This window comes from Cupriavidus sp. GW822-FHT06G04, from assembly GCF_058799075.1.
This window is the reverse complement of record NZ_JBXALD010000006.1, coordinates 371,402-395,110: the sequence shown is the minus strand read 5'-3', so window position 1 is coordinate 395,110 and position 23,709 is coordinate 371,402. Positions and strand designations below refer to the sequence as shown.

The 23,709-nt window shown below is 64.9% G+C and carries 18 protein-coding genes and 2 tRNA genes; 8 read left to right on the top strand and 12 right to left on the bottom strand.

Annotated elements, in window-relative coordinates; genetic code table 11:
* Positions 1–85 precede the first annotated feature (85 nt).
* Complete coding sequence (locus tag AC1RKI_RS16475) at positions 86–853, top strand: response regulator transcription factor (protein WP_492796225.1); 768 nt, start codon at positions 86–88, stop codon at positions 851–853.
* Positions 850–2,358 (top strand): sensor histidine kinase, encoded by a 1,509-nt coding sequence (locus AC1RKI_RS16470; protein ID WP_492796226.1) that lies wholly within the window; start codon positions 850–852, stop codon positions 2,356–2,358. The genes AC1RKI_RS16475 and AC1RKI_RS16470 overlap by 4 nt, the downstream gene beginning before the upstream one ends.
* A 41-nt stretch (positions 2,359–2,399) precedes the next feature.
* On the opposite strand, the gene AC1RKI_RS16465 is transcribed toward AC1RKI_RS16470, so the two are convergent.
* Positions 2,400–3,314: a LysR family transcriptional regulator gene (locus AC1RKI_RS16465; protein ID WP_492796227.1), complete on the bottom strand. Its 915-nt coding sequence runs from the start codon at positions 3,312–3,314 to the stop codon at positions 2,400–2,402.
* 109 nt (positions 3,315–3,423) lie between these two features.
* Here AC1RKI_RS16465 and eno point away from each other — a divergent pair, with 109 nt between their 5' ends.
* The gene (eno, locus tag AC1RKI_RS16460; RefSeq protein ID WP_492796228.1) at positions 3,424–4,719 is read left to right on the top strand and encodes a phosphopyruvate hydratase; all 1,296 of its coding nucleotides are present in this window, start codon (positions 3,424–3,426) and stop codon (positions 4,717–4,719) included.
* A gap of 210 nt (positions 4,720–4,929) precedes the next feature.
* Here eno and AC1RKI_RS16455 read toward each other — a convergent pair whose 3' ends face one another.
* Positions 4,930–5,190 (bottom strand): hypothetical protein, encoded by a 261-nt coding sequence (locus tag AC1RKI_RS16455; protein WP_061954967.1) that lies wholly within the window; start codon positions 5,188–5,190, stop codon positions 4,930–4,932.
* Positions 5,191–5,537: 347 nt separating this feature from the next.
* Here AC1RKI_RS16455 and AC1RKI_RS16450 point away from each other — a divergent pair, with 347 nt between their 5' ends.
* Both AC1RKI_RS16450 and AC1RKI_RS16445 read left to right on the top strand, forming a co-directional pair.
* Entirely contained in the window at positions 5,538–5,921 is a 384-nt protein-coding gene (locus AC1RKI_RS16450) for a hypothetical protein (protein ID WP_492796229.1), read from the top strand.
* A gap of 422 nt (positions 5,922–6,343) precedes the next feature.
* Complete coding sequence (locus tag AC1RKI_RS16445; RefSeq protein WP_061954965.1) at positions 6,344–6,730, top strand: hypothetical protein; 387 nt, start codon at positions 6,344–6,346, stop codon at positions 6,728–6,730.
* A gap of 54 nt (positions 6,731–6,784) precedes the next feature.
* Here AC1RKI_RS16445 and AC1RKI_RS16440 read toward each other — a convergent pair whose 3' ends face one another.
* From AC1RKI_RS16440 to AC1RKI_RS16420, 5 genes are all read right to left on the bottom strand, one after another.
* The gene (locus tag AC1RKI_RS16440) at positions 6,785–11,656 is read right to left on the bottom strand and encodes an NAD-glutamate dehydrogenase (protein ID WP_492796231.1); all 4,872 of its coding nucleotides are present in this window, start codon (positions 11,654–11,656) and stop codon (positions 6,785–6,787) included.
* A 189-nt stretch (positions 11,657–11,845) separates the two neighbouring features.
* Positions 11,846–12,367 (bottom strand): MarR family transcriptional regulator, encoded by a 522-nt coding sequence (locus AC1RKI_RS16435; RefSeq protein ID WP_227459634.1) that lies wholly within the window; start codon positions 12,365–12,367, stop codon positions 11,846–11,848.
* 443 nt (positions 12,368–12,810) lie between these two features.
* The gene (locus AC1RKI_RS16430) at positions 12,811–13,185 is read right to left on the bottom strand and encodes a hypothetical protein (protein ID WP_150982385.1); all 375 of its coding nucleotides are present in this window, start codon (positions 13,183–13,185) and stop codon (positions 12,811–12,813) included.
* Positions 13,186–13,348: 163 nt separating this feature from the next.
* Entirely contained in the window at positions 13,349–14,329 is a 981-nt protein-coding gene (locus AC1RKI_RS16425) for a tripartite tricarboxylate transporter substrate binding protein BugE (RefSeq protein ID WP_492796234.1), read from the bottom strand.
* Positions 14,330–14,730: 401 nt separating this feature from the next.
* Positions 14,731–14,806, bottom strand: a tRNA-Lys gene (locus AC1RKI_RS16420).
* 197 nt (positions 14,807–15,003) lie between these two features.
* On the opposite strand from AC1RKI_RS16420, the gene AC1RKI_RS16415 reads away from it, so the two are divergent.
* Both AC1RKI_RS16415 and AC1RKI_RS16410 read left to right on the top strand, forming a co-directional pair.
* Entirely contained in the window at positions 15,004–15,906 is a 903-nt protein-coding gene (locus AC1RKI_RS16415; RefSeq protein ID WP_492796236.1) for a LysR family transcriptional regulator, read from the top strand.
* Between the two features lie 104 nt (positions 15,907–16,010).
* On the top strand, positions 16,011–17,402 hold the full coding sequence (locus tag AC1RKI_RS16410) for an 8-oxoguanine deaminase (RefSeq protein WP_492796238.1): 1,392 nt from the start codon (positions 16,011–16,013) through the stop codon (positions 17,400–17,402).
* Positions 17,403–17,570: 168 nt separating this feature from the next.
* Here AC1RKI_RS16410 and AC1RKI_RS16405 read toward each other — a convergent pair.
* A tRNA-Lys gene (locus tag AC1RKI_RS16405) sits at positions 17,571–17,646 on the bottom strand.
* Positions 17,647–17,976: 330 nt separating this feature from the next.
* Between AC1RKI_RS16405 and AC1RKI_RS16400 the strand changes: the two genes are divergently transcribed.
* A complete protein-coding gene (locus AC1RKI_RS16400) occupies positions 17,977–18,240 on the top strand; it encodes a DUF1488 family protein (RefSeq protein ID WP_061959393.1) in 264 nt (87 codons plus the stop codon).
* 220 nt (positions 18,241–18,460) lie between these two features.
* Here AC1RKI_RS16400 and AC1RKI_RS16395 read toward each other — a convergent pair whose 3' ends face one another.
* Genes AC1RKI_RS16395 through AC1RKI_RS16380 form a run of 4 tightly spaced genes read right to left on the bottom strand, consistent with a single transcriptional unit; the run spans position 18,461 to position 23,684 of the window.
* Positions 18,461–20,320 (bottom strand): SulP family inorganic anion transporter, encoded by a 1,860-nt coding sequence (locus AC1RKI_RS16395; protein WP_061959390.1) that lies wholly within the window; start codon positions 20,318–20,320, stop codon positions 18,461–18,463.
* A 4-nt stretch (positions 20,321–20,324) separates the two neighbouring features.
* On the bottom strand, positions 20,325–21,122 hold the full coding sequence (gene xth, locus AC1RKI_RS16390; protein WP_244787214.1) for an exodeoxyribonuclease III: 798 nt from the start codon (positions 21,120–21,122) through the stop codon (positions 20,325–20,327).
* Between the two features lie 6 nt (positions 21,123–21,128).
* On the bottom strand, positions 21,129–21,551 hold the full coding sequence (locus AC1RKI_RS16385; protein WP_061959388.1) for a hypothetical protein: 423 nt from the start codon (positions 21,549–21,551) through the stop codon (positions 21,129–21,131).
* 33 nt (positions 21,552–21,584) lie between these two features.
* The gene (locus AC1RKI_RS16380) at positions 21,585–23,684 is read right to left on the bottom strand and encodes a M3 family metallopeptidase (protein WP_492796241.1); all 2,100 of its coding nucleotides are present in this window, start codon (positions 23,682–23,684) and stop codon (positions 21,585–21,587) included.
* Positions 23,685–23,709 lie beyond the last annotated feature (25 nt).

Here is a 23,709-nt window from a genome sequence, read left to right as displayed (position 1 = left end):
AGTCTTCGCCAAACCTTAAACAATTCGTGATAACTGGCCAGCCGGATTTCTGCACAATAGGGCCACTTCCCGTAAATGCTGAAACATGGAACATCCGAAACGGATCCTGCTGGTCGAAGACGACGTCGGCATCGCCAATGTCCTGGCCATGCACCTGCGCGACGAGCGCTACGAGGTGGTGCACAGCGCCGATGGCGCCGAGGGGCTGCGCCTGTTGGAACAGGGCGGCTGGGACGCCCTGGTGCTGGACCTGATGCTGCCCGGCGTCGATGGGCTGGAGATTTGCCGGCGCGCCCGCGCCATGACGCGCTACACGCCGATCATCATCACCAGCGCAAGGTCGAGCGAGGTGCATCGCATCCTTGGGCTGGAACTTGGCGCCGACGATTACCTGGCAAAGCCCTTTTCGGTGCTGGAACTGGTGGCGCGCGTCAAGGCGCTGCTGCGGCGCGTGGAGGCGATGGCGCGCGACGTGCGCGCCGATACCGGCAGCCTGAGCCTGGCCGGTTTGACGATCGATCCGCTGGCGCGCACGGCGGCCATCCATGGCAAGGCGCTCGACCTGACCCCGCGCGAATTCGACCTGCTGTATTTCTTCGCGCGGCACCCTGACAAGGTGTTCTCGCGCATGGATCTGCTCAACGCCGTGTGGGGTTATCAGCACGAGGGCTACGAGCACACCGTCAACACGCATATCAACCGGCTGCGCACCAAGATCGAAGTCGATCCCGCCCAGCCGCGGCGCATTCTTACCGTGTGGCGGCGCGGCTACCGCTTCGTGGCGGATCCGCAAGCGGCGCCGCAGGCCGGACCGCGCCCGGACGGCGCCGGCTCGCCGGAGGCGGCATCATGAATCTCTCGTTGACCCAGCGGCTGTCCGCTGTGTTCGCCGCGTTGCTGCTGGCCTGCTGCGGCGCGTCGGCGTGGCTGCAGGTGCGCGCCAACGCGATGCACGAAAAGGAAGTCATCCAGGACATATCCCGCGGATTGGCCGCCTACATCGCGCGCAACGCGCTGCTCGACGATCAGAGCGCCATCGCGCCGCATGCGCTGCGACAACTCTTCGGGCAGTTGATGGTGGTGAATCCGAGTGTCGAGGTGTATCTGCTCGATGACCAGGGCCGCATCCGCGGTCACGACGCGCCGGTCGGACACCTGATGCGAGATCATGTCGATCTGGCGCCGGTGAAGGCGCTGATCAACGGCGGCGCGCTGCCGATTCTCGGCGACGATCCGCGCAGCGCAACGGGGCGCAAGGTTTTCAGTGCGGCGCCGCTGCGGCAGGGCGGCTTTATCTACGTGGTGCTGATGGGCGAAGCCCATGACAAGCTCGCCGCGCAGGCGTCGCAGGATTCGGTCATGCGCACCACGTTGTGGTCGATGGCGCTGGTCGCGACGCTCGGCTTGATTGCCGGCCTGGTGGCATTCGCGCTGATCACGCGCCCACTGCGCCGTCTGGCCGACGAGATGCGGCAGTTCGATTCCGGGGCTGGCGCAAACGGCGGTAACGGCGCCAACGGCGCCAACGGCGGCACTCGTGGCATTGGCGGCAACAACGGCACGACGCCGTCGGGCGCCGGCGCGGACGCACTGCCGCGCGACGAGATCGCCGCGCTGCAAACCGCGTTCCGGCAGATGGCCGACCGGATCGACGCACAGTGGCGCACGCTCAAGCAACAGGATCAGGAGCGCCGCGAAATGGTCGCCAATATCTCGCACGATCTGCGCACGCCGCTGACATCGCTGCACGGCTATCTGGAGACGTTGTCCGTGAAGGCCGACAAGCTTTCGCCGGAGGACCGTCAACGCCATCTGGCGATCGCGCTGGCGCAGAGCGCAAAGGTGGGCGGTCTCGCGCAGGCGCTGTTCGAACTGGCGCGGCTCGAGCATGGCATGGTGCAGGCCAGTCCCGAGGATTTCTCGATGGTCGATCTGACGCAGGACGTGCTCGAAAAATTTGCGCTGTCAGCCGAGGCGAAGCACCTGCATTTGCGCGCCGGCGTGCCGCCTGCGTTGCCGTCGGTGACCGCCGATCTCGGCATGATCGAGCGCGTGCTGACCAACCTGCTCGACAACGCGATCCGCCATACGCCGGCCGGCGGCACGGTCGAAATCGATCTGGCCAGCCAGGACGGAAAGGTGGCGGTGACGGTTAGCGATACCGGGCCCGGTATTCCCGCTGCGTTGCGCGAGTCGATCTTCCAGCGGCCGTTTCCTTCGGGCGGCGCCCATCGCGGCGGCGGGCTGGGCTTGCTGATCGTGCAGCGCATGCTGCAGTTGAACGGCAGTCAGGTAAGGCTCGTGGATCGCCCCGGCGGCACCACGCTGACGTTTGCTCTGCGCGCGTCGGTGCGCTAGGCGCATCGCGCCGGATGGCCACGAGGGGGTAGGGCTGCGGTTCAGGCGACAGTCGGGTGCGTCGGCTTGCGCCGCAGCGCGGGTGTGCTTTGTAAAACCGGCGCCTGCCCGAGCCGTGCGCGCATCCATTCCACAAATCCCGCCATGTCGGCGCGCACCTGGCGGTCTGCGGGCACCGCCATCAGCCCGCCCTCGAATGCGGTAAATCCGAAAGGGGCGACCAGCGTTCCCGCGGCCAGCTCTGCCTGGATCAGCCTTTGTTCGATCAGCGCCACGCCGAGCCCCGATAGGGCGGCCTGGATGCACAGGTGCGTATGCGGAAATGTCAGCGCGCTGCCGGACGCGATGCGTTTGCCGGTCTTCGCTTCCCATTGGTCCCAGGCACTCGACGTGAAATCGTGCGCGATACGGGCGCCCCTGGCGATACGCCGCGCCACCGCCGGCGCGCAGACTGGGCCAAACGCAACCGGCGCCAGCCAGATTGCGCGCTGCCGGTCGGCTGTCGGATACGACGAAAGATCCCACGCGATCACGACGTCGGCACCTTCCGTGCGCATCTCGCGCGCCGAAGTCATCGACAGGCGGATGCGGATATCTGGCCGGACGCGATAGAAATCGGACATTTCCGGCACGAGCCACCGCATCGCAAAGGTGGCGCTACAAGCAACATGCAGCGTCGGCCCACGCGCCTGATCCAGGACGCGCGCGTACCCCTGTTCCAGCTGATCGAAAACCCCACGCACCACGTCATGAAATGCGCGTCCGTGTTCATTGAGCCGCACGCCTGTGCCATCGCGCTCGAACAGTTCCACGCCGGCGTGTTCCTGCAGTTGGCGTAGCTGACGACTGACCGCGCCATGGGTGCGGCACAGCTCTTCCGCGGCCCGCGTGACGGACCCCGTCCGAGCGGTGGCCTCGAACGCCCGCAGCGTCGACATCGGTGGCAGGGATCGCATGGTGCTATGTGAGAAAAACTGACGAAGACCAAAAGATTACTCGATATTCGTAGCCAGTTCAGGCCATTACGATTTCGACATCGACGTTTTTTTCACGAAAGGGGCGGACATGGGACGTGGCGGACAGGTGGCGCGCATCGCGCAGATTGCGGGGCACGAGGTGCTCGACAGCCGGGGCAATCCGACAGTCGAGGTGGAGGTCACGCTGGCCGACGGCGCAACGGGCCGGGCGATCGTGCCATCGGGTGCATCGACTGGCGCGCGCGAAGCGACCGAACTGCGCGACGGCGATCCCCGCCGCTTTCTCGGGCGGGGCGTCCGGCAGGCAGTGCAAAGCGTCAACGTCGAGTTGCGCGATGCGCTGCTCGGCATGGATGCCAACGAGCAGGCCGAGATCGACACGGTGATGATCGATCTCGATGGCACACCAGGCAAAAGCCGACTCGGCGCCAATGCGATGCTGGGCGTGTCGCTGGCCGTGGCGCGCGCCGCCGCCACGTCGAACGGGCTGCCACTTTTCGTTCATCTCGGTGGCGACAACGCGCGGCTGCTTCCGCTGCCATTGATCAATGTGATCAACGGCGGCGCCCATGCGGACAATGCGCTCGATTTTCAGGAATTCATGATTGCGCCAGTGGCAGCGCCGACATTTGCCGAGGCGCTACGTAGCAGCGCCGAGGTGTTTCATACGCTGCGCGCGTTGCTCAAGGCGGCGGGGCACAACGTCAACGTCGGCGATGAGGGCGGCTTTGCGCCGAATTTGCGCACGGCGGAACAGGCGCTGGATTTTTTGGTGGAGGCGATCGGCCGCGCCGGCTATCGTCCCGGCGTCGATATTGCGCTGGCGATCGACCCGGCATCGAGCGAAATCTATACGCAAGACCGCTATTGCTACGTGGGCGAAGGCACGACCCGCACGCGCGAAGAGCAGGTTGACTATCTTGCGAACCTTGTCGACAGCTATCCCATCGTATCGATCGAAGACGGCATGGCTGAGGACGACGGGCCGGGCTGGCAACTGCTGACGCGGCGTCTCGGGCAGCGCTGCCAACTGGTGGGCGACGACGTGTTCTGCACGCATCCCACGCTGCTGCGCGCGGGCGTCGATCAGGGCATGGCAAACGCCATCCTCGTGAAACCCAATCAAATCGGCACACTCAGCGAGACGCTGGAAACGGTGCGCGTGGCGCATGGCCATGGCTATGCCGCCGTGATGTCGCACCGATCGGGCGAAACCGAGGACGTCACGATCGCCGATCTTGCTGTGGCAACCCGCTGCGGCCAGATCAAGACCGGATCGCTGTCGCGTGCGGATCGCACGGCCAAATACAACCAACTGCTGCGCATCGAACGCCAGCTTGCAGATCGCGCGGTCTATGCGGGGGCTTCGGCGCTCGGGCGTTGACGCAGTGGGCGCGTTGTCGGCAGGGCATGCGCTGACTTGGCCGGTGGCCCGGCACTCGTCCTGCGCCGGCCTCTGCGGGTCGGCTTTCAGAGCGAAGCCGCCGGTTTGATCCACGGCAGCCGCTGCCCGGGCAGCGGCGACGAATGACTGCGCCTGAACAGGCTCGGCTGACGAGCCTGTACCCGCGATTCCGCCCGACTGCCGCTTCCGCTACAACATCGCAAAGCGGGCCGCCAAGGGACCGACCACGGCCGGGCGGCTTACCGGATACCGATGGTGGTCGCCACCGGCTTCGAACGACAGGTAGTCCGGCGTCCAGCGCAGACCGTGCAGATACCGGGTTTCCAGACCGGTTACGACGATGGCGCCGCCGTGGACCGTGACGCAGTCGCAAGGCAGGCGCAGCAGTTCGGCGTCGTCGCCGAAGTAATGGGCTTCCAACAGGATAGAGGCAGCTTGGTATGCGGGCATGTCGATGGATTGTCGGTGGCGGTGCGGCTTCCGCCCTGATGCTGGGCGGCGCGGCGGAAGCGCAGGAAAAAAATTCCGTGGCGTTGCGGTTGTGGCCGAGTAGCGTTTGGGCCGAGCAAAATCGATACTGTATAAACGTACAGTAGTATAGCGATCCCGATCCCGCATTGCACGCGCGAATCGCAAACTTCGGCGCTGTCAGCGCAGAATCAGAAAAGTCTCGTCCAGACCCATGCGGCGTTGCGCGGCTGGCGGAAATGTCGGCCTGGTATAACCTGATTGCGAGGAACCTCCGATCTTCCGGCGCGTCTCGACATCGGAGAGGCGTCTTTTCGGGGAGGATCATCGTGCAACGTGACAGCAGGGCATGCTGGTTTGGAGCGGGATTGCTGGCCGGGGCGGTGACCGCGGGGTTGTGCGCGGCGCTGGGCAGCCGCCGCGCAGCGCGTGCGGCGATCGCAGGGCAGGAAGAGCCGGCGCTGGGCACCTCGACAGGCGCCATTGCGCACCAGACGGACGGCGGCGCGGACATGTTCGAGTATCGCGGCTTCGTCGTTCACCTGTTCTGGCAGGCGCTGGGGCCTGATCGTTACCGCGCCTGGTGCGATATCTGGGAAGCCGGCGCCGTCGTCGAGGAAGCCGGCGGGCCACCCGCCACCTATATGACCGCCGCCGAAGCGCGTACCGCCGCCGCGGCGTGGGCCCGACACTGGATCCAGAACAACGCCTGACGCAAGCGGTTGCGCCATCCCGCCAAGGTGGGGCCCGATCGGCCGGATCGCGCGGCGCGACAGACGATGGCCGCGTGATACGATGGCCCGCTTCATTTGGAGTACACGATGTTTGTCTGTCAGAACCAGCCTTGCGGTGCGCAGTGGTCGCCCGACGAAGTGGAAATCAGGAACGAAGGGCAGGGGCCGCTGTTCCGCTGTCCACAGTGCGGCGCGCGAAACCGGCTCGAGGCCAGGACACGGCGCGACGGCACCGTCGAGTATCGCCAGGCCCGGCGCGCGGCGGCTGCGGCCACGGCGCCGGTGCAGACTCCCGCGCCACGGCATGCAAAAGGTCCCGATGCCCCCCCGCAAGAGGGGCGACGTCAAAAGCGATAGCAATGTTGCCTCAAGCCGGCCCGCCGCGGACCGTTAAGGCAAACATGGACATTAGCGATATTTCCCACGATTCCGCCTCCAATGCCGAAATCATTGGATGGGCGGGTGCATCGCCGCAAGTTATTGCGCGCGTGTTGAACGCCGCGCTGAGCGCACAGGATCTCTCGGGCTTCGCCGCGCTGCTGTCTGACATCGCCCGCGATCGCGGGCTCAAGGGCGCGCGCGGCACGCACCAGTCGATCTACGACATGCCGTACGCCAGCCTGCTGCCACGTCAGAAACATCTGCTGGCCGATGCGTTCGATCTGTTCCTGCGCCTGGGGATCGAATTCCGCGCGCGCGGCGATGGCGCCGACGACGACCTGATCTGCAACGACGACGCCGCGCCGCTGCGCGACATCGACGACGACGACGTCATCTACGAGGACTAGCGCCAGCTGGTCCACGCTGGGCCGCATCGGCGCGCCTTGGCCGCCCCGGGCGGCTCAGGCGCGTTCCAGCAGGCCGATTTCCCGCACCGCCACCGAAAGCATCGACAGCGCCGCCGCGCCGGAAACACCTGACGCCCGCTGGTCCGTCAGCATCTGCGCATAGCGGTCGAGCGCGGCGTGCCGGCTGGCGCGCCAGCTTTCGATCAGCGCTGGGGCGTCGTCGCTGTCGCCCGATTGCGCCAGCACGCTGGTGGTCAAGGCACGTTTCAGGCGGCCCAGGTCTTCCAGCGTGGTGGTGCGCGCCAAGAGGTCCCAGTGCGTCGCCGCCGGCAGCGACAACGCGCGCTCGCGCAGCCAGCCGAAATTCAGTTCCGTATCGAGCGCGAAGTAGACCGCCGCCACCGCGCTCAGGCTGCGGCCGCATGCTGCGGCCACCTCGGCGATATCGAGCGCGGCCGCCGCCGTATCGCTGGCGGCCACGCGCAGCGCCAGATCCTGGTCGACGCCGGCTTCCGACAGCGTCAGGGCGCGATCGGCCATCGCCTGCGAAGCGTCCGGCGGCAACAGTCCCGCCAGTTGCGGCGTCAGCCATTGCGCGGCTTGCACGAAGCGTTCGGCGCCGGGCTCCACGGTGCCGCCGCCGCGCAGATAGCGAATGAACCAGAGCGTGGCCCGTTCCAGCAGTCGGCCCAGCGCGCCGAACATGCGCGCCTGCACGGCGTCGTCGACCCGATTGTCGAGCGCGTCGATGCGTTCCCACAGCGTGGTCAGGCCGAACACGTCGCGCGCCAGCAGGCAGGCGCGGACGATATCCGCCGGGCGCGCGTCGGTCTCTTCCATGAGATGGTGGACGAACGTTGCGCCGACGCGGTTCACAAGCAAGTTGGTCAGGTGGGTGGCCAGGATCTCCCGGCGCAGCGGGTGGCGCTGCATTACCACGGCATGCCGCTCCCGCAGCGGCTTGGGGAAGTAGTCGATGAGCAGGCCAGCCACCAGCGCATCCTCGGGCACATCGGATGCAAGCAGTTCGTCGTACAGCCACATCTTGCTGTAGGCCAGCAGCACCGCGCGTTCGGGCGACGTCAGCCCGGCGCCCAGCGCCTTGCGTTCGGCGATATCGGTCTCGGCGGGCAGGAATTCGAGCGGCCGGTTCAGGCGTCCGGCGCGCTCCAGCCATTGGATCAGTCGGGCTTCCGCGTCGATCAGCGCGGGCGCCTCGCGTCCGGCAATCGACAGCGCCTGGGTCTGGTAGTAATTGTCCTGCAGCACCAGCAGGCCGACTTCATCGGTCATTTCGGCCAGCAGCTTGTTGCGCTGCTTTTCGGTCATCTCGCCATCGGCGACAACCAGGCCGAGCAGGATCTTGATGTTGACCTCGTGGTCGGAGCAGTCGACGCCGGCGGAATTGTCGATGGCGTCGGTGTTGATTCGGCCGCCCTTGCGCGCAAATTCGATGCGGCCCAGTTGCGTGAAGCCAAGATTGCCGCCTTCGCCGACCACCTTGCAGCGCAGGTCGCTGCCATTGACCCGTATCGCGTCGTTGGCGCGGTCGCCTGCCTGTAGGTGGGTTTCGGTGCTGGCCTTGACGTAAGTGCCGATGCCGCCGTTGTAGAGCAGATCGACGGGCGCGGTAAGAATCGCGTGCATCAGCTCGGCCGGCGCCAGCGAGGCGGCCTCGACGCCCAGCGCGGCGCGGATTTGCGGCGATAGCGCAATGGTCTTGGCGCTGCGCGGGTAGACGCCGCCTCCGGCGGAAAGCCGCGTGGTGTCATAGTCCGCCCAGCTCGAGCGCGGCAGATCGAACAGCCGCTGCCGCTCGGCCAGACTCGTGGCGCAGTCGGGATCGGGATCGAGAAAGATATGGCGATGGTCGAATGCGGCCAGCAGCTTGATGTGGGGCGACAGCAGCATGCCGTTGCCGAATACGTCGCCGGACATATCGCCTACGCCGACCACCGTGAATGGCGTGGTCTGGATGTCGGTGCCCATCTCGCGAAAGTGGCGCTTGACGCTTTCCCACGCGCCGCGCGCCGTGATGCCCATCTTCTTGTGGTCGTAGCCGACCGAGCCGCCCGACGCAAACGCGTCGTCGAGCCAGAAGCGGTATTCGGCGGAAATTGCGTTGGCATAGTCGGAAAACGTGGCCGTGCCCTTGTCGGCGGCCACCACCAGATATGGATCGTTCTCGTCGAGCCGCACCACGTCGGGCGGCGGCACCAGTTCGCCGGCGACGAGGTTGTCGGTCAAATCGAGCAGGCCGCGCAGGAAGGTCTGGTAGCAGGCCACGCCTTCGGCCAGAAAGGCGTCGCGATCGGTCGCCGGCGGCGGTCGCTTGACGACGAAGCCGCCCTTCGATCCGACCGGCACGATGACCGTGTTCTTGACCATCTGCGCCTTCATCAGCCCCAGCACTTCGGTGCGGAAATCCTCGCGGCGATCGGACCAGCGCAAGCCGCCGCGCGCCACCCGGCCGCCGCGCAGGTGGACGCCCTCGACGCGCGGCGAATACACCCAGATTTCGAACATCGGGCGCGGTTCGGGCAGGCCCTGCACCAGCGCCGGATTGAACTTGAACGAGACGTAGGGGCGCGGCTGTCCGTCGGCGCCGCGGTGGAAATAGTTGGTGCGTACCGTGGCGTTGATCACGTTGAGAAACAGCCGCAGGATGCGGTCTTCGTCAAGATTCGGCACCTGGTCGAGGGCGGTTTCGATATCGGCCAGCCATTTCCTGGCGCGCGCGTCTTCGGCGCCGGCCGGTGCGGCAGTTGCCGGATCGAAGCGGGCCACGAACAGCGATACCAGCATCGCCGCAATCGTCGGGTTTGCCGTGAGCGCGCGCTCGATATAGGCGTTGCTGAACGTCGAGCCGACCTGGCGCAGATACTTGGCATACGCGCGCAGGATCGTCACGTCGCGCGCCGCCAGCCCCGCGCGCAGCACCAGGCGGTTGAAATCGTCGTTTTCGATCTCGCCATTCCAGGCGCGGCCAAACGCATCCTCGAACAACGGCTTGATCTTCTCGATGTCGACGTCGATCTGCTGGCCGTCGGCGTCGGCAGCGATCTCCAGGCCGAAGTCGTGGATCCATACCGGCTCGCCACCATCGGGTTCGATCAGGTACGGACGCTCCTCGTCGACGCGCACCCCGAGATGCTCGAGCATTGGCAGGCTCAGCGACAACGCGATCGGCTCGCCGGCGCGATACACCTTGAAACGGAACGCGCCCGGCACGGCTTCGATCGGCCGGTACAGATTCATCGCCAGGCCGCTGCTGTGCCGGCGCGCCTGCTCCATCAGTTCGATGTCGCGTACTGCGGTTCGCGCGGGGTAGTCCTCGCGATAGCCGGCCGGAAACGAATCTCCGTAAAGGCGCAGCAGACGATTGCCCTGTTCCTCGCCGCGGCTGTCGTGCAGCGCCTGCGCGAGATCGTCCTGCCAGCGGCGCGTGGCCTGCACGATCTTGTCCTCGAGCTCGGCCGTGTCCACTTCGGGCATCGTGCCCGGTTGGCCGCGCACCGTTAGCTGGATGCGTGCCAGCGGCGATTCGGATAGCAGCGGCGTGAACTCGCAACTGGTGCCGTTAAACGTTTGCACCAGCAACTTCTGGATGCGCTGGCGCAGGTCGGTGTTGTACTTGTCGCGGGGTACGAACACCAGGATCGAGATAAACCGGTCGAAGCGGTCGCGCCGCACGAACACCCGCGTGCGCTGATGTTCCTGCAGCCGCAGGATGCCGAGCGCGATGTCGAACAGCTCGTCTTCATCGGCCTGGAACAGATCGTCGCGCGGATACTGTTCGAGGATCGTCACGAGCGATTTGTACAGGTGGCCCTTGGTCAGGAATCCCGCGCGCGCCAGGATGTTCGCGCACTTGCGGCGTACCAGCGGGATCTCGCTGGTACTGACCATATACGCCGTGGACGTATAGAGCCCGACAAAGCGCCGTTCGCCGAACAGCTTGCCGTTGGCATCGAGCAGCTTGATGCCGACATAGTCGAGATAGCCGGGGCGATGCACGGTGGCGCGCGAGTTGGCCTTGGTCAGGAAAATCGGCGAAGCGCCCTCGATAATCGCTCGCGCCGCGGCTGGCAGCGGGGTGAGGTCGTCGGCGCCAGGATCGCGCAGCGCTTCGCGCAACAGGCCAGCGCCGGAACCGGCCACGCCGCGCAGATAGAACTGACCGTCGCGCGAGATTAGCTCGTAGTCGCGATGGCCCAGGAAGGTGAAATGGTCATCGAGCATCCATTCGAGAAAGGCGCGCGCCTCCACGGCGTCCGGCGTGCCTGCGTCGGGCGTGCGCGCCATGCTGGCCACGGTTTCCTCGGCGATCTGCCGCATGCGCGGCCAGTCTTCCACGGCAGCGCGCACATCGCCCAGCGCACTGGCGATGCCCAGGCGAAGCGCGTCAAGCCGCGAGGTCTCGCCGGTACGATCGACCTCGAAGTGGATGAACGACTCGAGCCGGCAGCTTGCCGTGCCCGGTTCACTGCCGCCCAGGTCGATGCTCTCGATGCCGCCGCGCGCATCGCGGCATACGCGAAACACCGGATGGATGGCCGAATGCAGCGTCAGCCCGTGGCGATTGACCTCCATCGTCACCGAATCGACCAGGAACGGCATGTCGTCGTTCACGATTTCGACGATGGTGTGGTCGGAGTGCCAGCCGTGCTCTTCGAGGTTCGGGTTGTAGACACGCACGCGCGCAGTGCCCGGCACGAACTTCTGCGCGGTTTGCCAATGCGCCATCACGGCGCCATAGAGATCGGCCACGTCGCGCGCCAGCAGGTCCTCGGCGTCGGTCAGATCGTAATAGTGGCGCAGCAGCGGTTCGACGATGGCAAACGTGGCGGAGGGCAAGCGTTCGCGCGCGATTGCCACCAGTTCCTCCAACAATTGCGCAACCTTGTCTTCGTTCTCCGGGGGCATGGCGGCGTCTCCTTGGTGGTGTGCCGGTGCATGCTCACACTGTAGGAAAGATTTAACTGCGCCGGGATATAAAACGACGACGCCCCGCGGCGGCAGGGCGTCATTCGGATGGTCGATGCGCAAGAGCGGTCGGGGGCTGCCGATGACACAGCGCTGGGCCAGACCGCGTTGCCGCGGAAGTTTACGCGGTCAGGCGGTCATGGCTTCACGGGCCACAATGCGGATGTCGTCGGGTACGACCAGCGATTGTTCGTTCCGCTCCCACGCGGCATGGCGGGTGTGGCGCGCGGAATGATCGTCGAGCGTGGTGGTCATGCGGTGCAGCAAGCTGCTGAGCGCGGCGCGTTCGGCCGTGCTCAAGTCGCACACCGAGACGGAATGGAGCGCGCGTACCGCCTTCGCCGCGCGTTCGAGCCGCGCCGCTGCGGCTGCGGCAATGCGCGGCGTGCCGTCGGCCGCAAACTCGAGCCAGCCGCCGGCGCCCAGCGCGTACAGCAGGCGCTCCGTTTGCGGCACGTCGAGGAAAATTGCACCCTCGCAGGGTTGTCCGCGCGTGAACTGTTGCCGCCGAATGGCCTGCAACAACAGCCATTCCGGATAGGTCAGCCCCGCGACGCGCAAGGTCTGGTCCAGGGCGCCTTGCCACGCGGTGACCGCATCGACAAGGGCAAGCACAACGGGCTCGTGGATATCGAGTGCTTTGGGCTGCATTGGCTCAGGTCTCCCAAATAAGGGGATGTTCAGCCGCCTGACACTTCTTGGGCCGGTGCATTGGCCGGCCCGGGCGGCGTTCGGCGCCTGCCTCTGAATCGGGCGGGTCGCGCTGTATAAATCGATAGCGCGAACACTAGCAGTAATGTCCAGACATGGGCGTGACAGGTCGGGTATGTCCTAGTCAATCTTTTGGATGAGGCGCAGTGGACGCCGCCCGGCGATTCGCTGGCGGCGGACGATGAGCCTCGGGCGCGATGGTTTGGCGAGCTCAAGCGGGGCGATCCGGTGCGCCGATCCGGACATCGGCCAGGAGAAACCGAGGGGTAAAACCAGCCATCGGGAAAGCCGCGAACCGCGCACGGCCGTAAACGAAAACATGGCCTCTGCCTGAGAACAGAGGCCATGCAAGCCGGGCTTGCGCCCGGGGCACTGCGTACTACTTATTGCTTCTTGGCGCCGTCCGTGTACGGATCAGCCTTGCCAGTCTTTGCGCCGTCGGTGTACGGATCGGGCTTGCCGGACTTGGCGCCGTCGGTGTACGGGTCGAACTTGCCGGACTTGGCGCCATCGGTGTACGGATCGGCCTTCTTGCTCGGCGCCAGATCGGACTTGGTCGACTTCTTCGCACCGTCGGTGTACGGATCGAATTTGCCGGACTTGGCCGGGTTCTGGTTCGGGTTGGCCTTGTTCTTGGAGTGGCTGCCGCTGTACAGATCGCCGCCGTCCGTGTAGTTCTTCTGCGCATGCGCCAACTGCATGGCGCCCAGCGAGGTCAGGGCAGCAACGATCAGCGTCGGTACGATCTTCTTCAGCATCTTCATCCTCTCAAGTGACGGTCGAATCGCCGGATTCGACGAGACAAACATTGCGTTGTCGACATTGACACTTTACCGGTGTTCACGGCGCTTCGCTCGCCAAAATTGTAGTAACAATGTTCGGGCGATCCTTCCGTCACGTTACCAGCACATCACACGTCAATCATTCGAGTGTGATGTTCTGGTCAGACGCGATCTTCTTGCGCAGTTCCAGTTCACGCTTGATCTGCGCGGCGTATTGCTGCGGCGTGTTGCCGTCCGGATACGCGCCAGCGTCATGCAAACGCTTCTTGACGTTGGGATCCTGCAGCGCCTTGATCGCGGCAGCGTGCACCTTGGTCACGATCGCGGCCGGCGTGCCGGCCGGCGCAACCAGACCGTACCAGGCCATGTTGTTCATGTCCTTCATGCCTTCTTCGGCGAAGGTCGGCACGTTGGGCAGACCTTCCACCCGCTTCGGCGCGGCAACGGCCAGCGCGCGCAGTTTTTCGGTCTGGATGAACGGCATCGACGACGGCAGGTTGTCGAACTGGGCGTTGACCTGACCGGCCAGCGTGTCGTTCAGCGCCGGACCCGATCCCCGGTACGGGATGTGGACCATGTCGGTCTTGGTGATGAACTTGAACAGTTCGCCGTCGAGATGCGAGATGCTGCCCTTGCCGGCGGAAGCGTAGCTGTACTTGCCCGGGTTCGCCTTGAGCAGTGCGACGAATTCCTTGAGGTTTTTCGCCGGCACCTTCGGGTTCACGGTCAGCACGTTCGGCACATTGACCAGATTGGTGATCGGTGCGAAGTCCTTGAGAGGATCGTACGGATTCTTCGGGTTGGTGGCCGGATTGGTTGCCATCGTGCTGACCGTGGCGATGCCGAGCGTGTAGCCATCGGGCGCCGATTTCGCGAGCGCATCCGCGCCGATCGCGCCGCCACCGCCGCCGCGGTTTTCCACCACCACCGGCTGGCCCAGTTCGCGGCCGAGGGCGTCGGATACTGCGCGACCGACGATGTCGGTGGTGCCGCCCGCGGCAAACGGAACGATCAGCCTGATCGGCTTGGTGGGGTAGGACTGCGCGTGAGCCACGCCCGCCTGCATCAAGCCAAGCGCGGCAAGGGCGCCAATAGCGCCCGCGTTCAGAACTGCTTTCAAGAGATGCCTCCCAGTATTGCTGTCTTCTATGTTCCGCAATACGGAACTCAGTTCCGTGATGTGCGTCGACGAGCATTCAACCCCGAAAGGGCGTGGGTGCGAAATAGGGGGGAACCCTTTGAGATCGGACCACTATCGGCAAGTCGCGCGCCGAACCGTGGTGGCCGGTGATGCCGCGCATGCGGGAATTTTCGGCAAGACGACAACCCGGTAGCCGCTTGCCAATGTCGCGGCGAGAAGTCGGCGCAAAGCGCGATGCGCAGGGGCGACGAAAATAGGTGGGGAAAATGGAAGGCTGGGGAAATGTGAGTGGGCCGCAAGGCCGCGCAAACTATGGCCGGCATGCCGCAGAAATGCAAAAAGCCCGAAGCGGTAGAGCTTCGGGCTTTTTGGGAATTTTCTGGTGGGGCGTGAGTGACTCGAACACTCGACCTACGGATTAAGAGTCCGCTGCTCTACCAACTGAGCTAACGCCCCAACGAAGAAAAAGATTGTAGCAAGGTACCAAAGACGACGCAAGCCCCCGGATCCAAATTTTTTGCGGCTTACAATGTGTCGCCAAAACAGAGCCACCAAACCAGCGCCATTTAAACAGCGCGATCCGATCCGAGCGATCGAGATCCGCGACCGAACAATCGTCACGCGGCCCGCGAGCCAATACTCAGTCCGAATCCATGCACGCCCGTGTCCTTCGCTATCTCGACGAGGTTGTCCGCCGCGGTTCAATCCGGCGCGCGGCCGAGCATCTGCACGTGGCGCCGACCGCGATCAACCGGCAGATACTCGACCTCGAGGCGGAGCTGGGCGCGCCGCTGTTCGACCGCATCAACCGACGCCTGCACCTGACCCCGCTGGGTGAAGCCGTGCTGGCGCACGTACGGCAGACGCTGCGCGAACACGACGCGTTGCAAGCGCGCGTGGCCGAGATCAAGGGCGCGCGACGCGGCATGGTGACCATCGCCACCACGTCGGGCCTGGCGGGCGCGCTCATGCCGTCGCTCGTTCATGACTTTCGACAGCATCATCCCGGCATCGTGGTGCGCGTGGCCGATCTGCCGGTGCACGGCATTGTGGCGGCGGTCGAGCAGGGCGATGCCGACCTCGGGCTTGGCTACGATCTGCCCGAGGTGGCGGCGTTCCGCGTAGCCGCCTTTCGCGACTGGTCGATTGGCGCGGTGGTTGCGCCCGGTCATCCGCTCGCTTTGCAAACCTCGGCGCGGCTGACCGAATGTGCGGGCTATCCGCTGATCCTGCCAGCGCCGTCGCTGTCGATCCGCGCGATGATCGACGATGCGTTTGCGCGCCAATCGATTCAGGTCACGCCGGCCGTGGAAGCAACTTCGGTCGTGTTGATCCAGCGTCTGGTGGCCACCGGCGCAGGTGTGGCGTTGCTCAATCCGCTCGATGTGATGGAGGAACGCGCGCGCGGCTCCGTCATTTTCGTGCCGTTGCGTGACGCGGATGTTCGTCTGCAAACTTTGCGGCTGGTGGCGCGCAGCCGCAGCACGCTCTCGCCCGCGGCGGTGTTGATGGCGGAAGCGGTGGCCAGGACCTTGGCGGGTTTGTTTCGCTCCTGAGGTGTCCACAATTTCCGCACACCTAGCGCGAAATTCTGCGCTTTGGCGCGCCCGCGGGAACTGCGTAGACTTGGGCTCGTTCACAAACAAGACACATCCTTGCCATGACCTTGATCCTCGAGCACGCCGACGTAGTGGTGACCATGGACGCGCAACGCCGCGAAATTGCCGACGGCGCCGTTGTAACCAATGGTCCCGTCATCGAATGGGTGGGCGCGACGGCGGAATTGCCGCAGGCGTATCGCCGGATGATCGACGACGGTGGCGCCGAAGTGGTCAATATGCGCGGGCACGTGGTGATGCCGGGCCTCGTCAATACGCATCACCATATGTACCAGAGCCTGACCCGCGCCGTACCGGCGGCGCAGGACGCCGAACTGTTCGGATGGCTGACGAACCTGTACATGATCTGGTCGCACCTGACGCCGGAAATGATCCATGTGTCCACGCAGACCGCGATGGCGGAATTGATGCTCTCGGGCTGCACGACCACCAGCGATCACCTCTATTTGTATCCGAACGGCTCCAGGCTTGACGATTCCATTGCTGCTGCGCAGGAAATCGGCATGCGCTTTCACGCGGCGCGCGGATCGATGAGTGTCGGGCGTAGCCAGGGCGGCTTGCCGCCCGATGCGGTTGTCGAAACCGAGGCGGCGATCCTGCGCGACAGCCAGCGGCTGGTCGAGCAATATCACGATGCCTCGCGCCATGCGATGCTGCGCGTGGTGCTGGCGCCGTGCTCGCCGTTTTCGGTGTCGCGCGATCTGATGCGCGAGTCGGCCAGCATGGCGCGCCACTACGGCGTGTCGCTGCATACGCACCTGGCCGAAAACGACAACGACATCGCGTATTCGCGCGAAAAATTCGGCATGACGCCAGCGCAGTACGCCGAAGATCTGGGGTGGGTCGGCCGTGACGTCTGGCACGCCCACTGCGTGAAACTGGACGACGAGGGCGTGGCATTGTTCGCCCGGACGGGCACCGGCGTGGCGCACTGTCCGTGCTCGAATATGCGGTTGGCTTCGGGCATTGCGCCAATTCGCAAGATGCGCGATGCGGGCGTCCCGGTGGGGCTGGGCGTGGACGGAAGCGCGTCGAATGACGGCGCGCACATGCTCGGCGAGGCGCGTCAGGCGATGCTGCTGCAGCGTGTGGGATACGGCCCGGCCGCGATGACGGCGCGCGAGGCCCTGGAGATTGCTACGCTCGGCGGCGCACGGGTGCTCAATCGGGACGACATCGGTGCGCTGGCGCCGGGGATGTCGGCCGATATCGTGTCTTTCGACATGTCGGCGGTCGGTTTCGCCGGCGGCGGCCATGATCCCGTGGCGGCGCTGGTGTTCTGCACGCCAGCCAATGTGTCGACCAGCATCATCAATGGCCGCGTGGTGGTGCGCGACGGTCATCTTGTGACAGTGGATCTGCCGACCGTGCTGGCCGATCATCGTCGCCTGGCGCGCAGCTTGTTCGAGCAGGCTCAGCGTGCCGGGATTTGATGAGCCGCGCGCATTGACGATGAGGGGCGCGCATCAACGTGCCGCGCCCTGGTTGCTGACGCCGGCGGCAAGGCACGCGCAAGCCGCCGGCGGGCCCGGCGAAGTCGGAGATGCCAGCCCAGGAAAGCAAAAAGCCGGAAGCATTTCTGCTTCCGGCTTTTTTGTGTCTGGTGGGGCGTGAGTGACTCGAACACTCGACCTACGGATTAAGAGTCCGCTGCTCTACCAACTGAGCTAACGCCCCGACGAAGACCGAGATTCTAGCAGCATTTTCTATTTTGTCAAAGGTTAAATGCATGAGGACGCGCACGGCGTCGGACGTGCGTATCACGCGCAGATCCGTGAGCGAATCGGTCGGATTTGGGCTTGCACATCGCGCTGACACAGATGCGTGAACTGCTCATTCGCGAGCGATATCGAGCGTGCCCGTTTTGCGGAACCAGCGTGGCGCGTCGCAGGTCAATGCGTGCGTTAAGACGAATCCGATTCTGGGTGTTCGGCGTGTGGGATCGAAGACGATTTCCGCAAAGCCATGTTAGGATTCTTCTCCACTTGCATATGGAGGGCTGTGATGATGGAAATCAAATTCCAAGAGCAAGACCGCTACGACATCAACAACGAAGGTCTGCTGTTTCATGCGATTGTCGATGGTGAGCAAGTGACATGCGTGGTGACACGCGAAGCATTGTGGGAAGGCTTCAGTGCCGACCAGGTGCTGTCGCTGGAAGAGGCGTTCCGCGCCGGTCGTGACACGATCGAACGCGCCGCCGTGGTGTTGATCGAGCAGGGCGTGCCCCAGCCGGTCGTGGTCAAGCGCGCGCACGTGGCGCCGGTTTAACCGACCGACGGCAGCAACCCTCCGCTGCCGGCCTCGGCCTTGCTTCACAGCAGGTCGGCCGGCGCGCCACATCCCTACCGGCGCGCCACATCCGTAAATTCTCTTCTGGCGCTTTTGTTCCGGTTTTCTGCTGGCTTCCCGACAACTTTGCGCTGGAAATTCCGCTGAATTTCCGCCGTTTTTCCGTTGTTCTTCAACCGCCGGATTCCGCCGTTGCCGCTCAGGCGGGATGTTCCGTGCGGGCAGTGGTATGAGATGGCGGACCGTTGTGCGCGTCGCCGCGCGAGGCGTTGGCTTGATCGGCGCCGCCGGGCCGCCCGGCGCACTCTTCGAAGATGCGCGCCTTGCATTGGGCGCAGATTTCCGGTGAGAGGCGGGCGATGATGGTGTGGAGCGCTTGCCGCTTCGTGGGGAAGATGTGGTCGCGGCCCAGCTTCTCGGTGAAGCCGGTTTGCTCCCACGTTTCCAGCACTTGGGTGCGCGGGCGGTGGAAGTACAGATCGCCGCCCGTGGCGCGCCGCTCGGCAAGTTCGGACTCCCACATTTCGGCGCCTGCCAGGTCGATGAAGTTCATGCTTTTGGTCATCGCCAGCAGATGCTTCTGGTCGGCGTCGACCGTGCGCAGCCAGTGCAGGCGATCGGTCACATACTGCACGGCGCCAAAGTAGATCGCACCTTCCATGCGCAGCAGTTTCAATTGCGGACATTCGGGTTGCGGGCGATGCAGCTCGTCCAGCGGCGTAAATCGGCGCCCGGGGTCGTCGGAGTCCGGCACCAGGCTGCGCACTGCAGGCCGCGAGGTACGGTACAAATAGGCCACCAGCGACAGTATCGTGCCAAGCAGCACGGCCATCTCGAGGCGGATGACGAGCGTGGCGACAAATGTGCCGAGCGCGATGGCGAATTCGGTGCGCGATAGCCGCGCAATCCGGCGCAGCCGCTTGAAATCGAACAGCCCCCACGCGACGAGCAGCAGCATCGCCGCGATGGCGGCCAGCGGGATCTGCGCCAGCAGCGGCGCGCTGACAGACACCAGGGCCACCAGCAACAGCGCCGAGAACACGCTGGCTAGCGGCGTCTGCGCACCCGCTTCGAAATTCGGCATCGAGCGGTTAAGCGAGCCGCACGAGATATAGCTGGAAAACAGTCCGCCTGCGATATTGGACAGCCCCTGGCCGATGAATTCGCGATTGGCGTCCACGTGCTGGCCGGAGCGCAGCGCCACGGCCTTGGCGATCGAAATCGACTGGCCCAGCGCGACGATCGTCAACGCCGCGGCAATGCCGAGCAGATCGGGAACGGTGCGCCAGTTGATATCGGGTACATGGAACGGTGGAATGGCCGCGGGGATCGGGCCGACGACGTTCACGTGCTGCGCGCCGCCCCAACCGCTGTGGTTGAGCACCATCGCCACGGCATATCCTGCCAGCAGGCCGAGCAGCATGAACGGCAGCCGTCGGCCCAGGCGCTTGATGACGAGCGTGACGACCAGCGTGACGGCGCCCACGATCAGCGCGTTGAAGTTCGCCGTGTCGAAATTGTCGAACAGGAATCGCACCACGCCAAACGCGCTGGTGCCCGTGGGCACGGCAAGGCCGAACAGATCCTTGAGCGCGTAGAGTCCGATCAGCGTGGCTGCGCCGCATGTGAATCCCAGCAGCACGGACGGCGAAATGAAGTTCGCCAGCGATCCCAGCCGCAACGCACCGACCGCCAGTTGCAGGATTCCGACCAGTATCGTCACGGCCAGCGCCAGGGCGATATAGGCGGGGCTGCCGGCAAACGCCACCGGGCTAAGCATGGCAAACAGCGCGAGCGAATTGGCGTTGGTCGGCCCCGACATCACGTGCCAGCTGGAGCCGAACAGCGCGGCGATGATGCACGGAATTACCGCCGTGTAGATCCCGTATTGCGGCGGCAACCCGGCCAGCGTGGCGAATGCCACGCCTTGCGGCAGCACCAGCACCGCGCCGAGCAGGCCGGCAACCACATCGGCGCGCAACGTCAGCTTCGTGACGCGCCGCGTCCACGGAAACAGGCGGTGCAGCGCGGACTGGCGGGTATGGACGGCGGCGGTCATCGGCTCAGTCGAGCGCGAGCGTGGCCACCACCGGCGTGTGGTCGGACGGCTGGTCCCAGCGGCGCGGTTCCTTGTCGATCAGGCAGGTCGTGCAGCGCTGCGCCAGTTCGGCCGACAGCAGAATATGGTCGATGCGCAGGCCGGCGTTGCGGCGAAAACCCATCATCCGATAGTCCCACCAGGAGAAGGTTTTCTCGGGCTGCTCGAACATGCGGAACGAATCGACCAGACCCATTGCGATCAGCGTCTTGAAAGCGTCGCGCTCTTGCGGCGATACCAGGTTCTGGCCTTCCCACTTGGCCGGATCGTGCACATCGCGGTCTTCCGGCGCGATATTGAAATCGCCCAGCAGCGCCAGCTTCGGATATTTGATCATCTCCGCGCGCAGCCAGTCGGTCATCGCCTTGAGCCAGTCGAGCTTGTAGACGAACTTCTCGGAATCGAGCGCCTGGCCGTTCGGAAAATAGGCGCTGATCAGGCGCACGTCGCCATAAGTGCCGGCGATGACGCGCTGTTGCGCATCTTCGTAGCCGGGAATATTGCGCACCACATCGGTCGCCGCGGGCATGGCGCCGTCGCGGGCGACGATCGCGACGCCGTTGTAGGTCTTCTGGCCGGTAAAGATGCTGTGGAACCCGTTGGCTTCCAGTTCCGCCAGCGGGTACTTGTCATCGGGCAGCTTCAGTTCCTGCAGGCACAGGGCGTCGATGGGCGTGCCCGCGGCCTCCTGTGCCGCCAGCCATTGCAGCACTTGCGGCAAGCGCACTTTGAGGGAATTGACGTTCCAGCTCGCGATTCTCATGGGTGATTATTCTTGTTCGGGGGGCTGGCCAAACAGGCCGCCGAGCAGATCGCGCTCGTTCAGGATATCGAAGGCTATCTGCTCATGGATCTTCATGCAACGTCGGATCGCGGCCGGGATCGCGGCGCGCGTCTTGCGGCACAGGCCGGGCTGGTCCGCCAGTTCGATATGAAATCCCTGCACGGTCCGCACTTCGTTGTCGCTGGGCGTAATGGTGATGACGATGCCCAGCTGCGCGCGCATCTTTTCCTGCATGCGGCGCAGTTGGTCGAGGGTCTCGACGGCTTCCAGGCGCGCCACCAGCTTTTTCTCTTCCTGCTGGGTCAGCAGCAGGATGCGGCGGTCGGCGCCCGGGCCGTCCAGCGTTTCGCGCCGGCAGTCACAGGCGCCCGGCGGACACTCCGTGCGGATCGGAAAGGGGGTGTCCATGACCGGCGCGCCTGGGTGAGCCGGGATCGACGCTCAGGCCGTTGCGGTGGTCTGCGCCATCCCGCCGTGCCGCAGCAGCGCGTCGATCTGCGGCGCGCGGCCACGGAATGCGACGAACGATTCCATCGCCGGACGGCTGCCACCTACCGACAGGATCTCGCGCCGGTAGCGCTCGCCGGTCTGCGCATCGAGCACGCTGCCCGACAGCTGTCCGGCTTCCTCGAACGCGGCGTAGACGTCGGCGGACAAGACTTCAGCCCACTTGTAGCTGTAGTAACCGGCAGCGTAGCCACCCGCAAAGATGTGGCTGAACGTGTTCGGCCAGCGCGACAGCGGCGACTGGGGCACCACGTGCCGGGTGTCGTTGATCTGGCGTGACAGTTCCAGCACGGACACCGGGCCCTGCGGATCGAAGTCGGTGTGCAGGTGCATGTCGAACGACGAGAACACGATCTGGCGCAGCGTCATCATGCCGTTCTGGAAATTCTTGGCGGCGAGCATGCGGTCGAACAGCGCGCGCGGCAGCGGCGCGCCGGTTTCCACGTGGGCCGTCATGGTCGACAGCACCTCGTATTCCCAGCAGAAGTTCTCCATGAACTGCGACGGCAGTTCCACGGCATCCCATTCCACGCCGTTGATGCCCGACACGCCGAGGTCGCCGACCTGCGTCAGCATATGGTGCAGTCCGTGGCCGAATTCATGGAACAGCGTGATCACTTCATCGTGCGTGAACAGCGCCGGCCGGTTGCCCACAGGCGCGGTGAAGTTGCAGGTCAGGTACGCCACCGGGGTTTGCACGGTGCCGTCGCTGCGCTCCTTGCGGCCGCGCGCATCGTCCATCCAGGCGCCGCCGCGCTTGCCTTCGCGCGCGTACAGGTCGATGTAGAACTGGGCCAGCAGCGCGCCTTGCGGCGACACGACGCGGAAGAATCGCACATCGGGATGCCAGGTCTGAGCGCTGTCCGGCTGGATCTTTACCGAGAACAGTTTTTCGACCACGCCGAACAGGCCTTCCAGCACCTTCGGTTCCTGGAAGTACTGCTTGACCTCGTCGTCGGAGAAGGCGTAGCGGTTCTGGCGCAGCTTTTCCGATACATAGGCAACGTCCCACGGCTCGATCTGGCTCAGGCCGAGACCGGCGGCGAACTCGCGCAGTTCCTTCCAGTCCGCCTCGGCGTAAGGACGCGCCTTGACCGCCAGTTCGTCGAGGAACTTCAGCACATCGGCCGGCGATTCGGCCATCTTCGGTACCAGCGAAACTTCGCCGTAGTTGTTGTAGCCGAGCATCTGCGCTTCTTCGCGGCGCAGGGTCAACTGCTCGCGCATGTTCGACGTGTTGTCCCAGTCCGCCTGGCCGTTGTTGTACTGCGGGCCCAGTTCGGACGCGCGCGTCACGCTGGCTTCGTACATGGTCTGCCGCAGCGCGCGGTCGTCGGCGTATTGCAGCACGGGGAAGTACGACGGGAAATGCAGCGTGAATTTCCAGCCTGGCTTGCCGTCTTTCTCGGCAGCCAGCCTTGCGGCCTCCTTCGCGTCGGCCGGGATGCCGGACAGACGCGCTTCGTCGTCCACGTACAGCGCATACGCGTTGGTGGCGTCGAGCACGTGGTCGGAAAACGCCTTCGACAACTGCGCCTGCTGCTCCTGGATTTCGGCAAAACGCGGCTTCTTGTCTTCGGGCAGCTCGGCGCCGCCCAGGCGGAAACCGCGCAGTTCGTTTTCAAGCAGTTGCTTGCGCGACGGAGAAAGCGCGGCGAATTCGGGCCCGCTCGCCACGGCCTTGTATTTTTCGTACAGCGCCAGGCTCTGGCCCAGCGAGGACCAGAATTCCGTCATGCGCGGCAGATTGTCGGCGTGCGCCTTGCGCAACTCCGGCGTATCCGCGACGGCGCTCAGGTGGCCGACCACGCCCCAGGCGCGTCCCAGCGGTTCGGTGGCGGTCTCCAGCGCTTCCACGGCGCTGGCCCAGGTTGCCGGCGTGGCCGGGTCTTCGGCGCGTGCCACGGCGGCCTGCGCATCGGCCAGCAGCACATCCAGCGCCGGACCGATATGGTCGGGCCGGATGTCGGCGAAGCGTGGCAGATCCGAAAAATCGAGCAAAGGATTATTGGCGCGATCGGTGGTGTCAGTCATGGCGATTCCCGGTTGGCGTGCCGCG

Coding starts and splice junctions, on each gene's coding strand:
- AC1RKI_RS16465 (WP_492796227.1), bottom strand. CDS start 3,314: ATGCGATCCCTGCCACCGATGTCGACGCTGCGGGCGTTCGAGGCCACC.
- AC1RKI_RS16395 (WP_061959390.1), bottom strand. CDS start 20,320: ATGACCGCCGCCGTCCATACCCGCCAGTCCGCGCTGCACCGCCTGTTT.
- xth (WP_244787214.1), bottom strand. CDS start 21,122: ATGAGAATCGCGAGCTGGAACGTCAATTCCCTCAAAGTGCGCTTGCCG.
- eno (WP_492796228.1), top strand. CDS start 3,424: ATGGGACGTGGCGGACAGGTGGCGCGCATCGCGCAGATTGCGGGGCAC.
- AC1RKI_RS16470 (WP_492796226.1), top strand. CDS start 850: ATGAATCTCTCGTTGACCCAGCGGCTGTCCGCTGTGTTCGCCGCGTTG.
- AC1RKI_RS16475 (WP_492796225.1), top strand. CDS start 86: ATGGAACATCCGAAACGGATCCTGCTGGTCGAAGACGACGTCGGCATC.
- AC1RKI_RS16455 (WP_061954967.1), bottom strand. CDS start 5,190: ATGCCCGCATACCAAGCTGCCTCTATCCTGTTGGAAGCCCATTACTTC.
- AC1RKI_RS16415 (WP_492796236.1), top strand. CDS start 15,004: ATGCACGCCCGTGTCCTTCGCTATCTCGACGAGGTTGTCCGCCGCGGT.
- AC1RKI_RS16385 (WP_061959388.1), bottom strand. CDS start 21,551: ATGGACACCCCCTTTCCGATCCGCACGGAGTGTCCGCCGGGCGCCTGT.
- AC1RKI_RS16400 (WP_061959393.1), top strand. CDS start 17,977: ATGGAAATCAAATTCCAAGAGCAAGACCGCTACGACATCAACAACGAA.
- AC1RKI_RS16430 (WP_150982385.1), bottom strand. CDS start 13,185: ATGCTGAAGAAGATCGTACCGACGCTGATCGTTGCTGCCCTGACCTCG.
- AC1RKI_RS16380 (WP_492796241.1), bottom strand. CDS start 23,684: ATGACTGACACCACCGATCGCGCCAATAATCCTTTGCTCGATTTTTCG.
- AC1RKI_RS16410 (WP_492796238.1), top strand. CDS start 16,011: ATGACCTTGATCCTCGAGCACGCCGACGTAGTGGTGACCATGGACGCG.
- AC1RKI_RS16440 (WP_492796231.1), bottom strand. CDS start 11,656: ATGCCCCCGGAGAACGAAGACAAGGTTGCGCAATTGTTGGAGGAACTG.
- AC1RKI_RS16445 (WP_061954965.1), top strand. CDS start 6,344: ATGGACATTAGCGATATTTCCCACGATTCCGCCTCCAATGCCGAAATC.
- AC1RKI_RS16435 (WP_227459634.1), bottom strand. CDS start 12,367: ATGCAGCCCAAAGCACTCGATATCCACGAGCCCGTTGTGCTTGCCCTT.